Below are 15,212 nucleotides of genomic sequence, written 5' to 3'. Positions count from 1 at the left end.
TAACCTGTCTAACTTTTCGGGGTCACTTCACTTAGCAAGCTCTTATTTTTTCATCCGCACAGTCAAAACAAAGCAGCTCCCCGTCTTCTTTCACACAGTTTAAAAAACCGTCCATGCAATACACTTGTCTTTCGCATTCTACGCATTTCCCAACGAGTTCTTTCACACGACTCACCTGCCTTTTTTCCATTATAAAACATTATGTATAATTTCACAGAAATTTCGTATAATTAAAGATACTACTTTAAAGAGGATAAAAGGCTAAGAAGGTGATGCCTTCGTGACCTGCGTCAGACAGGCACTTGGAAAGGAAAATGCTCCATGCGCAAATTCGGTTTGTTTTTAGCGGCAGCTGCCCTTATATATATGAGTTTCTTAACGCTTTCCAAAAATGAGCAGGCCATATCGGAAAATCAGTATAAGGACCCGGTCGTTTTTGTGCATGGTTTTAAAGGTACAGCCCGCTCGTTCAATACAATGATTACCCGCTTTGAAGAGCGAGGCTGGGGCACACGGGCACTAACAATGCACGTGACACGGACGGGCCGCCTGCTCGTGCATGAGGAGACGCTCATTCCAGGAAAACCGGCTTTTATTCAAGTATTGTTTGAAAACAACCGTGCTTCATTTGACGATACATCTCACGCCCTCGCCTCTGTGATGCAAGTACTGAAACGAGAATATGGGATCGAACACGTAAACATCATCGGTCATTCAATGGGAGGCATTGTTTCAGTGAAATTTTTGCAGGAGCTGTACAATCCCGAGCTGCACCCTTCAACTGACAAGCTCGTCACGATCGGCAGCCCGTTTGACGGGGTTGCCGGCGGCCGGTGGTTCAAGCAAAACACCGGTCCTGCCGTTTACGACTTGATGCCTGGTTCCCCCGCGCTTTCACAAATCGCCGCTGGCCATAAGCGCTTTCCGGCTGAAACAAACGTGTTGAACATTGCCGGCACCGGTGACCAAGTTACTCCGATCAAAAGTGCGCTCAGTTTAAAAGCCATTGTGCCCGAGGTTCAATACCGCGTCGACGTTATTTATGATAAGACTATTGATCATAGCGGTCTCCATGAAACACCGATTGTCGATCAAAAAATCGGCGCGTTTTTTTCCTATAAATAATTCCAGATCATTTCAGCCGTTCTGGAAGCAGCTGCGGTCGAAGCCGTCCGGGCTGCTTCTTTTTCTTTGTGCGCTTCAAGCAAATGAGCGGTTCCTTCTTCCATCAGTTCGGAATACCTTGCGGACAAGGCTGCAATTTCCTTTGAGTACAATTCATCCGTCCACGGTTCTACAAGCTCCTTATACATATCTATTATTTCATCCACACCTTCATTTCCTGGGAAATATTCGTGCGGTGCTGTACTGTCAAATAATGCAAAGCCCAGTTCACGAACGATCACCATATCGACACTCGCCGGATCAAATCCGCAATGATAGACTTCAGCCGTATACCCATTTTGTTCTGCAGCCGCCGCTATTTTTTTCATGAACGTGGATTTCCCCGTACCCGCTCTTCCTTTAATAAGCCACCTTTTTGATAATCCTTCTGTCAGCTCCGGAATATAATCGATAGAACCGGCCGGTGTGGCGGCACCCAGAAAGCGGTGAAGTGTGCGGGATTCACCGCCGGAATTCCCGGGAAATAGTTTCGTGATCCATTGTTCTGCCATCCGGTCAGCTTTTTTCTTATCGAATCGATTAATGAAAATCGATTCCCAATCATCATGAACGATCAGCGCTTCCCGAAAACAATCATAGGCAATGTGAGCCGTTTTCTGGGCAGGAGGCGCCGACAGCATATCCGGCCGGATTGCGGCGTGACGGGCCGTTGCATCATTCGGTAAATCGGGCGCCAGGCTTCCGCACCAGATTGCTTTGTCACCGACAATAAGTCCTTCCGGCAGCAGCGCATTCCATGGACTGCGAACCGAATCAAACTTCTCTCCTGCTGACTGAAGACGCCGCTCGACTTCTTTCAAACATTCCATCTGCGCGCACTCTCCCCCGCCCCGCAGCAAAATAAACAAGCGCACATCCGCCACATTTGTATCCGCCATCTGCACAAATCCTCTAGCCGTATGGCCCGATGTAAAATAAAGCATACGCTCAACCCCTTTTCATATGCACACGGTCTACTATATGACCATGACCCCGACCCTATGCATATCATTCTGTTCAGTCCCATAAAAGAGAATGTCCCAAAAGCGGCGGATGGACGGCCGGATTCACCAAACATCCGGCCAAAGAACAAGAAAACCGGCCCAAAATCAGAAAATCCGGCTATAGAAATGAAGAAGAGGCTGTCTCGATGAATCGAGACAGCCCCTTTCCTTTATTTTATGCTTTAAAAATATCACGGTGTGCTTCCCGAATGCGGGCAAGCACGTCGTCAACGCATGTAAATTCGCCGCCGATTTGATATTCGCTAATTCGTGTGACTGAACTTGCCTCACCTGTTGAACGAAGGACTTTAATGCATTCCGCTGTTTCTTCTTCTGTTTCATGTAATCCGCCTGCTTCGTAAAAAGCATTTGATTTCAGCATTTTTTCATATTGCACAACAAAATTATCTTTTACTTCACCGGCGAAATAACTTTTGACGTCAAGAAGATTTTCAACGACCATCATGTTAAGGGGTCAACTCCTGTTTCTTTTGATGAGTACAGTATACGAAAAAATGCTGCCAAAAAGAACCGGTTTACAAGCTTTCCATGAACTTTACACAATTCGTTAACATTTCATTCATAAGTTATTCACAAGTTGACAAAAGGAAGCGTTTACTGCTTTTTTTAAGTCCTCCGGCGCCAGCTCTATTTGCGCTCCGATCTTCCCGGCACTGACAATCATCCTATCCAATGTTAACGCATTCTCATCAATAAATGTCGGGAATAACTTCTTCATCCCGATCGGCGAGCAGCCGCCGCGAATGTAACCGGTTTGTTTTTGAATATCTTTCACGGGGATCATTTCTACTTTTTTCTCGCCTGCTGCTCTGGCTGCTTTTTTCAAATCAAGCTCTGCCGCAACAGGCACGACAAATACATACAATCCGCCGCTCCCCTGTGTGACGAGTGTTTTAAAAACAGTCTCCACATTTCGGCCAATTTTCTCCGCTGTCGAAACACCGCCAATTTTGCCGTCTTTATTCTCATACTCGTGCATGTTATACGCAATGCCTGTAGCATCGAGAAGACGCATCGCATTTGTTTTCCCTTTTGCCATCATGAATCACTCCATTTTTATGTTAAAATTATTGTACTACAATCATTCAAAAGAGGTGGATGAAATGGATCAGCTTACTGTATCCGGCATTATGGAAGTGATGAAAGAGTTTTTCCCGTCCAATACATCGGTGGCCGTCTCCGACCATGAAAAATTTATCTATTATCAGCCCAGCCGCCTTGTGGATTTGCATATTCGTGCCGGCGAACCTATTAAAGAAGGCAGCGTCACCCAGCAGGCGCTGAAGGAAAAGCATCAAGTATCAACCTATATTGACAGTGACGTATACGGTATTCCTTATTATGCCATGTCCGTACCGATTTTTGATAACAACGAAGTAACCGGGGCGATTACAACGATTTATCCGGCAAAACCGTCCCCGATTTCCCGCAATGTGCTGACGATTAAAGCCGAAGACCGCTGGTATCCCATCCCATACAGCGATGTCGTCTATCTGGAATCAGAAGGGCGTAAAACAAAAGTGCAGGCGCATTCCGGGACCGGCTACCACAAATTAAATTTAACCGAACTTGAATTTATGCTGCCGGATGATTCATTTATCCGCGTCCACCGCTCATACATCGTGAATGTCAATTACATTCAGGAAATTCAGCCGGATTCCCACTCCACTTTTTTGCTGATTATGAAAGATCGGACAAAAATTCCTGTCACCCAAACTTATACGAGCGCATTTCGGAAAGCGCTCAACTATTAACATTCATGTCTCAAGATGCGAAAATTCTCTTTCGCGTCTTTTTTTTGGCTTTTTATGTGAAATCGAATGAAAGCCTTTTCAAAGCCTGTTACAATTGTCAAAAGGAAAAACGGGAGGAAGTAAACTGTGGATAAACAAGTAATTAAAAGGCTTCGCCATCCAGATTTACAAACACGCATTGTATCAGCCGATGAAGCAGCTTCCTGGATCCAAGATGGCATGACACTCGGTCTAAGCGGTTTTACACGTGCAGGAGATGCGAAAGCAGTTCCGATGTCACTCGTTGAACGGGCAAAAACGGAAGCATTTAAAGTTAACATTTTCACCGGAGCATCCCTCGGATTTGATCTTGATAAAATGATGGCGGAAGCCGGGATAGTGCACAAGCGTCTCCCATTTCAGGCAGACGCGTCCATGAGAAAAAAAATTAATGAAGGCGCTTTATATTTTGTTGACCAGCATTTGTCTCACACTGCTGAACTCATTCGGGGGCATGTGCTCGGCGCGATTGACTACGCGATCGTTGAAGCGGTCGCGGTAACCGAAGAGGGTCTCATTATTCCGGCTACTTCTGTCGGCAATTCATCGATTTTTATTGAAAAAGCAGAAAATGTGATTATCGAGCTGAATCTCGCGCAGCCGGCTGCACTTGAAGGGCTTCACGATATTTACAGTGCGGAAGAACAAGGGATGCGGGATCCAATTCCTCTCACGTCCGTGGATCAGAGAATCGGTGAACCGGGAATACGTGTAGATTTGTCTAAAGTCAAAGGCATTGTCGTGACGGAAGCCCTTGATTCACCTTCTACCATTGTACCGCCGGATACTGAGACAGCGCAGATGGCCGCGCATCTTATCGATTTTTTCCGGTCGGAAGTACAGGCAGGACGGCTTACAAACAGTCTGGCTCCCCTGCAGTCAGGAATCGGTTCGGTCGCCAATGCGGTGCTGCACGGGTTGATCGATTCTGAATTTGAGGATTTAGACATTTACTCGGAAGTATTGCAGGACGCTGTTTTTGATTTGTTTGATCACGGCAAAATCCGCTTCGCTTCCGGCTGCTCCATTACATTATCAGAAGAAAAAATGCAGGAAGTGTACGCAAATCTCGATAAATACCAGGACAGGCTTGTGCTGCGTCCTCAGGAAATTTCCAATCATCCTGAACTCATTCGCCGGCTTGGTCTGTTGTCGATTAATACAGCGCTCGAAGCGGACATATACGGCAATATCAATTCCACACATGTCTCCGGCACAAAAATGATGAATGGGATCGGCGGTTCCGGCGACTTTGCCCGCAATTGCCGGATCGCCATATTTGTGACAAAATCAACGGCGAAAAATGGTGCCATCTCAAGCATCGTTCCATTCGCATCACACGTTGACCATACGGAACATGATGTGGATGTGCTTGTCACCGAGCAGGGATATGCAGACTTGCGCGGGCTTGCACCACGCGAACGTGCATTGATCATCATTGAAAAATGCGCGCATCCGATGTATAAAAATCAGCTTCTCGACTACTTTGAAGAAGCATCAGCCCGCGGCGGCCATACACCGCATATATTAGAAAAGGCGCTGTCATGGCATACGCGCCTGGCCGACACAGGTACGATGTTTGAAGAAGCAGCTGTGATCGGCTGACAACCCTTTTTAACGTCCGTTCGGCCGCTTTTACAGCCAATCATTTTCTGATTCCAGACCCTGATCTCAAACAATTTCCCTGCAAAAGCGGTCCGGCGTTATTTATAAATACACATTCTCTTATTTACTGTCATGAAAAAGCAGCCTTTATCCGGCTGTTTTTTTATTAATCGAATAATTTCGTCTTTTACGTCAAAAATTTTCTGCTTTATGTCTCTTATATGGCTTTTTGTGCATTTTATGATGAAAGCACTTTCAAAAAGAATTAAAATAATACTCTAGAAGCCGATGCAAACGGCTAACGTTACTAAAATACATTCCATACTCTCTCTAATTTTACTGTCAGAAAAAAGCGGCCACGATGGGGGGCCGCTTTTTTCATTGATCTCACCGGGAAAACATTCCATCGTCCTCTCTTCATAAGACTTTCTACATACCATCGTGTTTGTTCCCGTATTTTATGTAAAAAACGGATACCGCTTTCATGGCTTTTGAAATTGTACAGCAGGACAGCTTTTCCGGTAAAATAAAGAAGAAACACCGTATTCCGAAAGGACGGATTTTTTGAATAAACATGCTTTTTTCCGTATTTTTATCATCGTGAAAATGGCTGTCATTTTCTTTTTACAGGTAACGTTTTTTGAACGCCGGCACAGGGGGAGATGGGACGAAGAGACGAACCGGAAATGGGAAGAGCTTGCGCGCAGACAAGCTGCCCAATACCGTCGTACCGCTCTTCGATTAGAAGGGCTGCTCATCAAGCTCGGACAATTTTTAAGCACGCGGGCGGATGTCATGCCAAAAGCCTTTATTGAAGAGCTTGCAGATTTAATTGACCGTGTGCCCGCTGTTCCGTGGGATGAAGCGAAATCCGTCATGGAACGCGAATGGAATGCACCAGTTGAAACTTTCTTTGCCCATATCGATCACGAACCGGTCGCGTCCGCTTCGATTGGCCAGATATATAAAGCAAGACTTCATTCAGGCGGGTTCGCCGCTGTAAAAGTGCAGCGGCCGGATATTGACCAAATCATCGCTGTTGACTTTAAAGCCGTTCGAATCGTTATGAAACTGGCACAACGTTTTACAAAATTCGGAAAACAGACAAATATGCGGGCATTGTACAGAGAAATGGCATCGGTGATTGGCGCTGAACTTGATTTTCGCCGTGAACTTGAAAACGGTCTTTACTTTAAAAAGCGGTATGAATCGTTTCCTGATGTCGACATTCCAAGCTACAACGCAGCGTTGTCGACGAAAAAAGTGCTCGTTATGGATTGGGTGGAAGGTGCCCGCATTACAGATCTCGACTACTTGAAGCGAAACGGCCTCGACCGGCATGATCTTGCTGTCCGGCTGACAAAAATGTTTCTTGAACAGCTGTTACAAGAAGGAAAATTTCACGCCGATCCACATCCGGGAAATATTTTAGTCAAAGCCGATGGAACGATTGTGTTAATTGATTTCGGTATGACCGGCCGTGTACCGAATGAAGACGCGGTGCACATCCGGACGCTTGTTGAAGGCATTCTGATTGAAAATTATGATCAGGTAATAAAAGGATTGGAGGGATTGCGGTTTCTGCTTCCGCATGCTGATAAAGAACGGATGAAGCGGGTCATCCGGACGATGGTGGATGCCTATACGGCACAATCTTTTATGCAAATGGATGATTTTGCGGTGCAGCAGCTGATGGATGAAGTACAGCAAATTGTTAATCAGGAGCCTGTACAGCTCCCCGCAGAATTCGCTTTTTTAGGGCGGGCAGTGTCCACGTTTATCGGGCTTTTGCACATTTTGGATCCGAATATCGATTTAATGGAAGTTGGGCGAAAACCGGTCATGGACTGGCTCAAAAATGCCGGCAATCCAAGCGCGCAGAAGATTTTTCTGCAATCTCTCCGCCCGCTTTTATCTCTTCCGCAAAAATTGACGTCTGTTTTGGACGAACCTCGGCTGTATCGTGAGCAGCGGGATGCACAGCAAAAACGCAATGAAGCGGAGCGGTATGTGCTGAAAGGACGCCGCGACGCACTCTTTTTTATGGCCGTTACTTTCCCGGGAGCGGCCGCTGCCCCGTTTGTCCAGCAGGAACTCATTGTGTACGGCGGGCCCGTTTTATTTACGCTCTCTGTTTTCTTTTACATTCGCGCCGTCCGGGCTCATAAACGATTTATTTCCTGACCTCGCCACCCTCCTTTGCAGACGTGTATCCAGTGACTGCGCGGACAAAAAAAGGAGGGTTTTTTTCATGTGTAAAAGGAAGAATCAATTGGTAACCGTAATCTCTCCGTTGATTGAATTTTAAGACAAGCCTTTCTTTTTTCTTGCCTTTTCACTTTTCGCACATAACGTTCCGGCCCGGCGGACTTCCTGAATTCAAAAAAAAGCCCGGAACATTGTCCGGACCCTTTCAGATTATTGAAATACAATCGTTTTATTTCCATGTACAATAACCCGGTCTTCAAGGTGCCATTTCACCGCACGGGCAAGTACTCGGCGTTCAATCGAGCGGCCGATTTTCTTCAAATCCGCCACATGATCGCGGTGATCCACACGCTCAATATCCTGCTCGATAATCGGTCCTTCATCCAGATCGTTCGTCACGTAATGTGATGTTGCCCCGATCAGCTTTACGCCGCGGTTATACGCTCTTTCATACGGACGTGCTCCGATGAATGCCGGCAAAAAGGAATGATGGATATTGATGATTTTATTCGGATAGCGTTCGACAAATTCCGGGGTTAAAATTTGCATGTAACGGGCCAATACAATGACATCCACATCATACTCTTCAATCAGACGAACCTGCTCCTCTTCCACCTGCTTGCGAATATCTTTATTTGCCGGAATATAGTGAAACGGAATCCCGAGCGATTCGACCATCCCGCGCGCATCCTGATGGTTCCCTGCCACAAATGCGATATCCGTCTGCAAATCACCGCTCTGCCACTCCCACAAAAGTTCTAAAAGACAATGCGGTTCTTTTGAAACAAAAATCGCTGTTTTTTTCCGGTCGCTTCCATAAGCGAAACGATAGTCCATGTCAAATTGCTTCGCGAGCGACGCAAAGTTCATCTCCATGTCCTGACGCTTTTCAGCAAGTGACGCACAGTCAAATTCGATGCGGATGAAAAAGGTTCCGCCTTCCGGATCGCTTGAGTATTGGCTTGATTCAATAATGTTAGCTCCATGATCGAACAAAAACTTCGACAGCGCCGAAACAATGCCTGGTCCATCCGGGCATTTTACAAGCAGGCGGCCGCGATTCGGATACTTTTCACTTCCGTTTGGCGATTTTTCAAGCGCATTTATATTTACAGTCATTTCAGTACACTCCAGTTGTTATTTTAATATCTTAATTATAGCCGACTTAGGTCGCTTTGAAAATATCTTCAACCCGCCTCATCTTTTCATGTTATAGTGAAATAATAATAAAAATCGAAATGGAGGGAAATTTTATGGAAAAAACGGAACAATGGTCGTCAAAAATCGGCTTTATTTTATCATCAGCCGGTGCAGCCATCGGTCTCGGCGCGATCTGGAAATTTCCGTATGTAACCGGACAGAGCGGCGGCGGAGCTTTTTTGCTTTTATTCATTCTCTTTACACTCTTAATCGGTCTGCCCATGCTCATAACCGAATTTATTATCGGCCGCGGTTCCGGACGGGAAGCGGTCAGCGCCTATAAAAAGCTCGCACCAGACTCATTTTGGACGGGAATCGGTAAAATAGGCGTCGCCGGCTGCTTTTTGCTTCTATCTTTTTACAGCGTTGTCGGCGGCTGGGTGCTGATTTACACCATTATGGCTCTCTTTGGCGGGGTTATCGGGAACGGCGATCCGGGTGCATTATTCGGCGCAGTAACAGGGAATCCTTGGTTAACCTTGGGCGGTCATGCCCTGTTTATGCTGCTCAATATTATCATCATCGCAGCCGGCGTCCAAAACGGTATTGAACGGGCCAGTAAATACATGATGCCGCTTTTGTTTATTTTCTTTATTATTCTTGTTATCCGATCGCTTACACTCGACGGAGCAATGGAGGGCGTCCAATTTTTCCTTCAGCCCGATTTCTCAAAAATAACCGGTGAATCGGTATTGTACGCGCTCGGCCAGTCCTTTTTCTCACTGGCAGTCGGATTCTCATGCATGGTAACGTACAGCTCATACTTAAACAAAGACGTCAGTATTCCGGCCTCGGCGGGTTCTGTCGCGCTGATGAACATTTTTGTTTCCGTGCTTGCAGGTCTGGCCATTTTCCCGGTCGTCTTTGCCTTTGGGTTTGAGCCGGCAGAAGGACCTGGGCTTCTTTTCGTTGTCCTGCCGTCCGTCTTTTCCCAGCTGCCATTTGGCGAACTGTGTTTGTTCCTGTTTCTTCTATTGTTTTTATTCGCGACGCTTACATCGTCCTTCAGTCTGCTCGAAATTATAACCGCCGCGTTTATGAAAGGCAATCCGGCCGCCCGTAAAAAAATTTCATGGATTTCCGGTTTGATTGTGTTTATCGCCGGAATTCCGGCAGCTCTGTCTTTCAGTGTACTGTCTGACGTCCTTTTTTTCGATCGGACTGTATTTGACGCAACGGATTTTCTCGTCAGCAATATTCTTTTGCCGCTCGGCAACTTGCTGATTGCGCTGTTTATTGCCTGGCGGATGGATAAAGTGATTGTCAAAGAGCAATACTATTTAAACGCTGACAGCTTAGCGGGAACTTACCCTGCTTGGATAACCTTAATGAGATGGCTTGTACCAATCACAATTGCAGTCGTTTTCGTTTATTCCATCAGCCAGTTTTAAGAAAAAGCGCTCTCGAAATTATGAACATTTCGGGAACGCTTTTTAATTTCATTCTCATTATGAGATAAATTAAATCTCCAGCAAGTCGAAACAAGCTCAAAACGATATAAAGTTTGACTTTCCCGGTAAATAAAGCGCTTTATATCTTTCCCATTTTAAAACCATCTCAAAATATCATTAATATAATAACAACAAAGCATTGAAGAGATGAATAAACCGGCATATGATGTTTTTATCAGAAAATTCATTATTGAAGTTAGGGGCTGAACATAAATGGCAATCACGAATGAAGTGACACAAGGCGAGTTTCAAGCGGCCAAAAAGTATGTTGATGATGTATACGAAATTGTAAAGAAACGCAATCCGGGAGAAAGCGAATTCCATCAGGCGGTTAAAGAGATTTTCGAATCATTGACACCTGTTTTCGCAAAATATCCTAAATATATGCAGCAAAATATTCTTGAGCGCATGGTAGAGCCTGAGCGGGTAATCTCTTTCCGTGTACCTTGGGTTGATGATAACGGCAATGTGCAAGTAAACCGCGGTTTCCGCGTTCAATTCAGCAGCGCAATCGGACCATATAAAGGCGGCCTTCGCTTCCATCCGTCCGTTAATGCCAGCATCATTAAGTTCCTTGGTTTCGAACAAATCTTTAAAAATTCACTTACTGGCCAGCCAATCGGCGGCGGTAAAGGTGGTTCTGACTTCGACCCGAAAGGCAAATCGGAAAACGAAGTCATGCGCTTTACTCAAAGCTTCATGACTGAATTGTACCGCCATATCGGCCCGGACATCGACGTTCCGGCAGGTGATATTGGTGTCGGCGGACGCGAAATCGGCTATATGTTCGGACAATACAAACGTCTTCGCGGCGGTTACGAAGCAGGCGTATTAACAGGTAAAGGTCTTCAATACGGCGGAAGCTTAACACGTACAGAAGCGACTGGTTTCGGTACAGTTTATTTCGTAAATGAAATGCTTCAGGATAAAGGCTTGTCATTTGAAGGTAAAACAGTTGTTGTATCCGGTTCCGGCAACGTTTCAATCTATGCAATCGATAAAGCAACGCAGCTTGGCGCGAAAGTGGTTGCATGCTCAGATTCAAATGGCTACATTTACGATGAAAACGGCATTAACCTTGCAACAGTAAAACAATTGAAAGAAGTAGAACGCAAACGCATCAGCGAATACGTTCTTCACCATCCGGAAGCAAAATATGTGGAAGGCTGCTCAGGCATCTGGAGCATTCCTTGTGACATCGCTCTTCCATGTGCAACGCAAAACGAAATCGATACAGCATCTGCTCAATTGCTTGTCGATAACGGCGTTAAAGCAATCGGTGAAGGTGCCAACATGCCTTCAACACTTGAAGCAATTGAAGTATTCTTAAACAACGGCGTACTATTCGGTCCTGCGAAAGCAGCAAATGCAGGCGGCGTAGCAGTTTCAGCTCTTGAAATGGCTCAAAACAGCGCACGTCAGCCTTGGACATTTGAAGAAGTAGACGCAAAACTTCACAACATCATGAAAAACATCTTCAAAAACAGCAAAGAAGCGGCTGCTGAATTTGGCCATGAAGACAACCTCGTTGTTGGTGCCAACATCGCCGGCTTCCTTAAAGTAGCGGACGCAATGATCGCTCAAGGTGTTGTTTAATAAAGATATTCCCACACTCCGGATTCGTCCGGAGTGTTTTTTATTTGATCGTCAATTAGAAAAGACGCCTTATTCAAGACGCCATCGCAGATACTTCTTCTTTTGTACATCCTTCCACTGCAGCAGTTTGTTCCTCTTCAACCGGTTCTTCTTCATTTCCTTCCCCATCCGCTGCTTTCTTCATCAATTCAGTCAGCGATACCGGTTCCGGCAGCTGATCGAGAACGGATTCCGGAATAGCCGGACTGGCTGGCGCGTACACGTCCAAAAAGGCGTTCGCCATCGCTAAATACCCTGCAGGTCCCGGATGAACGTCCGCTGGATTCGGCAAATACGCAACCGCATCTGTTCCAAAGCGATCCGCCACCGGTACAAACACCGCTCCTGCACGGTCTGCTTCCTGTTTAATAATCTCATTCAGGATATCAAGCTGCTCCGCTGCTGCAGGCTTATGCTGGTCAAATACGTGCGGATACGGGAAATAATAGCCCATTGCATACACATCCACATCCGGATTCAATGCATAAATTTTATCCAGCAGCACCGCATAATCTTCCCTCACCCCGTTTAACGCAAATGCGGCGGTAATCGCATTAAATGTCAGCATCCCGCGGGTCGGATCATTTTGAATGAGCGGCAATAAATTATTCGCGCCGGCTGAAATCGTAAGAAGATCCGCGCTTTGAATTGCACGCTTCCCGGCGTCACTTTCCACCTGCTTGATCACCTGCTCCACAGTATAGCCCGGGACGGACAGCTGTTTCGAATAAGAGACCGGCTGCAGCGCCATCGCAATCAGATCGGCATAGCCGGCTCCGATTTCACGGTTCGGTGTCTGTCCGGCCGCCAGCGAATCACCAATCGCTACATAATTTAGCCCGGCCGCCTGCGCATTTGACGTACTAAAAACACCTATGAGAAAAACGCATACCAACATGCTTCGCTTCCACATTCCGTCCACTCCTCTAATGGTGTTCCTTTTATTGTACCAAAAGACAGCGGCTTTACGCATACATCAGCTATGTTCTTTATCATCCGGGGAAAGTATGAGATATTTCTCGGGAAATACAATTTATTGGACAAAAAAACACCTGTCACATAAGACAAGTGCTGCTAAATCGTCAAAAACATTTTTTATATGAGCCTTTGCTTCAATTCATTATGATTTTCGATTCTTTTATTTCGGTATATTTAATGGTCTCCATTTGAATGAATAATTCAAACAAAATCATACAATAACCTCATTTCTTTTATTTTAACGTATAGAACTCTGCCGGGATAGAACCGAAATTTCTTCTGTGATACAGCATCGGATCACGTTTTTCGATCTGAATGCCGATCACTTCCCCGATTAAAATAGTATGATCTCCAGCCTCTACTTGTTGGAAAGTCTTGCATTGCAGCACCGCAAAGGCACCTTCAATAATAGGAAGCCCATTTTCAGAAAATCGCCATTCGCATGTACTGAAACGATCCACATTTTAAGTACAACAGGATGAAATGAGGGTTTATGTATGGATGTAAAAGAAGATGAAAAAAAGGGGATACAATCAATCGAATCCGGTTTCTCGATTGTGAAGGCCGTCTCGTTAGCGGAAGAACCATTAACGATCACCGAACTGTCTAAATTATGCGATATGCCTAAAAGTCAGCTTTACCGTTATTTAATCAGCTTGTGCCGTATCGGATTTCTTGAAAAGGGGCCGGATTTGCGCTATTCGCTTGGAAATGAATTAACCTCCATCGGATTGCATGCAATGAAAAAAGTGGATATTCGTGTAAAAGCCCTTCCTTATATTAAAAAGCTCAATGAATTATTAGACGATACCGTCGCACTGGCGATCTGGATTGAAAAAGAAGGGCCTATTTTCATCAGCTGGGAAGAGAGCAGAAAACCGATCAATATAAATGTCCGCATCGGCTCCGTTGTCCCTTTGACAACAAGCGCTACAGGTAATATATTCGCTGCGTTCTATCCGCCTGAAAAAACAAAAGAGTTAATCGATCGTGAGCTTGGCAGTGATCAAACAGAACGGGCAGCATTAGAATCATTACTGACCAATGTTAAAAAAGATAAATATGCTTACACGGAAACTCACTTACCTGGCATCACAGCCATTTCCGCACCCGTATTTGATCAAAAGAATGATCTTGTCGCATCTCTTAGTGTTATCGTATTAAACGGTGTTTTAGATAGTTCAAAACATTCATTTGCCACGACGGAACTTATAAAGACAGCGGAAGAACTATCCAGTCAGTTAGGGTACCTTCATCTGTAAAGTACCTGTTTCTCTTATCCGGCGAAAATAAAGAAGGGATGTCTCAACGAGACATCCCCTTCTCACTTTGTTGAAAAAAGAATTTGTCAATGAAAATGCCAGGAATTCTGCTGGCATTTTTCGTTTTTTATTTGTCCTGCAGCGCGGTTTCCTCTATAATTTGATATGTTAGGTGCAGGCCAACTTGCTTGAGCGAGCGGAGTTTGGTCCACTTTTTCAGGTTTTGGATGATGGCTGTCATCAAAACCTGTACTCTTACTTTCTGGACTCCACGGTAGCGGGCATAGCGCAGGCCGTGGAGTTCTTTGCTATGGGCAAAGCTGAGCTCGACGGTCGCCGGACGGACGGATCGGAGAATCTTACCCCAGGGTGACAGGCGTGCATCGCCATCCACCGGGCTGATGTTTGTCTTTTTGACCTCTGTCTTCGGTCCTTTTGCTTTAAGGGGTTTCAGTCCGTGGCGCACACGGCAGTCATTAATCATCGCCAGGTCGTCTTCCTTTTCTTCCGTGACTTTTTCTTCGGCCACGGCTTCCCGGACACGCTTATTGGCATTCGCTTTCAGCTCGGTTTCATCCGCCACCCACGTTTCGTTTGCGATAAATCCTTCGCTGCGGATCAGGCGGAGGCAGTGGTGAAACACTCCCTCCCAAAACACCTCATTTTTGAGGCGCTGTGAAAGAAACTTGGAAATCGTCGAGTGGTCTGGAACCTTTTCCTCCAGTGGAATGCCCAGGAACCAGCGGTACGTGGCGTTCTGTTTCACCTGGCTACACGTAAATCGGACAGGGCGGAAGCCCTCCAGGTACTGGATCATCAGGATTTTCACCAGTACTACGGGGTCTTTGGATGGTCTTCCAATTTGGTGAGGGTAATAGGCTGCCAGCTTCC

The 15,212-nt window shown here is 45.7% G+C and carries 13 protein-coding genes and 1 pseudogene; 7 read left to right on the top strand and 7 right to left on the bottom strand.

What is annotated here, in order from left to right; translation table 11 throughout:
* Window positions 1-321: 321 nt before the first annotated feature.
* Window positions 322-1,125 carry an alpha/beta hydrolase gene (locus BTO30_RS16585; protein ID WP_075399801.1) on the top strand — a complete coding sequence of 268 codons (804 nt, stop codon included), beginning with the start codon at window positions 322-324 and terminating at the stop codon, window positions 1,123-1,125.
* Here BTO30_RS16585 and BTO30_RS16580 read toward each other — a convergent pair.
* The 3 genes from BTO30_RS16580 to ybaK all read right to left on the bottom strand — a co-directional run bounded on the left by BTO30_RS16580 (window position 1,116) and on the right by ybaK (window position 3,228).
* Window positions 1,116-2,108 (bottom strand): hypothetical protein, encoded by a 993-nt coding sequence (locus BTO30_RS16580; RefSeq protein ID WP_075399800.1) that lies wholly within the window; start codon window positions 2,106-2,108, stop codon window positions 1,116-1,118. The two genes, BTO30_RS16585 and BTO30_RS16580, sit on opposite strands and share 10 nt — an antisense overlap.
* A 235-nt stretch (window positions 2,109-2,343) precedes the next feature.
* Window positions 2,344-2,634: a hypothetical protein gene (locus BTO30_RS16575; protein WP_075399799.1), complete on the bottom strand. Its 291-nt coding sequence runs from the start codon at window positions 2,632-2,634 to the stop codon at window positions 2,344-2,346.
* A gap of 114 nt (window positions 2,635-2,748) precedes the next feature.
* A complete protein-coding gene (gene ybaK / locus BTO30_RS16570) occupies window positions 2,749-3,228 on the bottom strand; it encodes a Cys-tRNA(Pro) deacylase (RefSeq protein WP_075399798.1) in 480 nt (159 codons plus the stop codon).
* Between the two features lie 64 nt (window positions 3,229-3,292).
* On the opposite strand from ybaK, the gene BTO30_RS16565 reads away from it, so the two are divergent.
* The 3 genes from BTO30_RS16565 (at window position 3,293) to BTO30_RS16555 (ending at window position 7,771) form a co-directional block, all read left to right on the top strand.
* Entirely contained in the window at window positions 3,293-3,943 is a 651-nt protein-coding gene (locus tag BTO30_RS16565; RefSeq protein ID WP_075399802.1) for a LytTR family DNA-binding domain-containing protein, read from the top strand.
* A gap of 126 nt (window positions 3,944-4,069) precedes the next feature.
* Complete coding sequence (scpC, locus tag BTO30_RS16560; protein WP_075399797.1) at window positions 4,070-5,587, top strand: succinyl-CoA:acetate CoA-transferase ScpC; 1,518 nt, start codon at window positions 4,070-4,072, stop codon at window positions 5,585-5,587.
* A 564-nt stretch (window positions 5,588-6,151) separates the two neighbouring features.
* Complete coding sequence (locus tag BTO30_RS16555) at window positions 6,152-7,771, top strand: ABC1 kinase family protein (protein WP_075399796.1); 1,620 nt, start codon at window positions 6,152-6,154, stop codon at window positions 7,769-7,771.
* A gap of 234 nt (window positions 7,772-8,005) precedes the next feature.
* On the opposite strand, the gene purU is transcribed toward BTO30_RS16555, so the two are convergent.
* Window positions 8,006-8,914: a formyltetrahydrofolate deformylase gene (purU, locus tag BTO30_RS16550; protein WP_075399795.1), complete on the bottom strand. Its 909-nt coding sequence runs from the start codon at window positions 8,912-8,914 to the stop codon at window positions 8,006-8,008.
* Between the two features lie 134 nt (window positions 8,915-9,048).
* On the opposite strand from purU, the gene BTO30_RS16545 reads away from it, so the two are divergent.
* Window positions 9,049-10,386 (top strand): sodium-dependent transporter, encoded by a 1,338-nt coding sequence (locus BTO30_RS16545; RefSeq protein WP_075399794.1) that lies wholly within the window; start codon window positions 9,049-9,051, stop codon window positions 10,384-10,386.
* A gap of 273 nt (window positions 10,387-10,659) precedes the next feature.
* Complete coding sequence (gene gdhA / locus BTO30_RS16540; RefSeq protein ID WP_075399793.1) at window positions 10,660-12,042, top strand: NADP-specific glutamate dehydrogenase; 1,383 nt, start codon at window positions 10,660-10,662, stop codon at window positions 12,040-12,042.
* A gap of 73 nt (window positions 12,043-12,115) precedes the next feature.
* On the opposite strand, the gene BTO30_RS16535 is transcribed toward gdhA, so the two are convergent.
* Window positions 12,116-12,994, bottom strand: coding sequence for an SGNH/GDSL hydrolase family protein (locus BTO30_RS16535; RefSeq protein ID WP_075399792.1), 879 nt, complete (start codon window positions 12,992-12,994; stop codon window positions 12,116-12,118).
* Between the two features lie 298 nt (window positions 12,995-13,292).
* A pseudogene (locus tag BTO30_RS16530) lies at window positions 13,293-13,517 on the bottom strand (flavin reductase family protein); the annotation flags it as partial.
* 39 nt (window positions 13,518-13,556) lie between these two features.
* Between BTO30_RS16530 and BTO30_RS16525 the strand changes: the two are divergent.
* Window positions 13,557-14,321, top strand: coding sequence for an IclR family transcriptional regulator (locus BTO30_RS16525; RefSeq protein ID WP_075399791.1), 765 nt, complete (start codon window positions 13,557-13,559; stop codon window positions 14,319-14,321).
* 127 nt (window positions 14,322-14,448) lie between these two features.
* Here the strand turns inward: BTO30_RS16525 and BTO30_RS16520 are convergent.
* A partial coding sequence (locus BTO30_RS16520; RefSeq protein ID WP_211272859.1) for a transposase occupies window positions 14,449-15,212 on the bottom strand: 764 nt, incomplete at its 5' end.

It is taken from the genome of Domibacillus antri, from assembly GCF_001936625.1.
Taxonomy (GTDB): Bacteria; Bacillota; Bacilli; order Bacillales; family Domibacillaceae; genus Domibacillus; species Domibacillus antri.
This window is presented reverse-complemented; position numbering and strand designations above follow the sequence as displayed.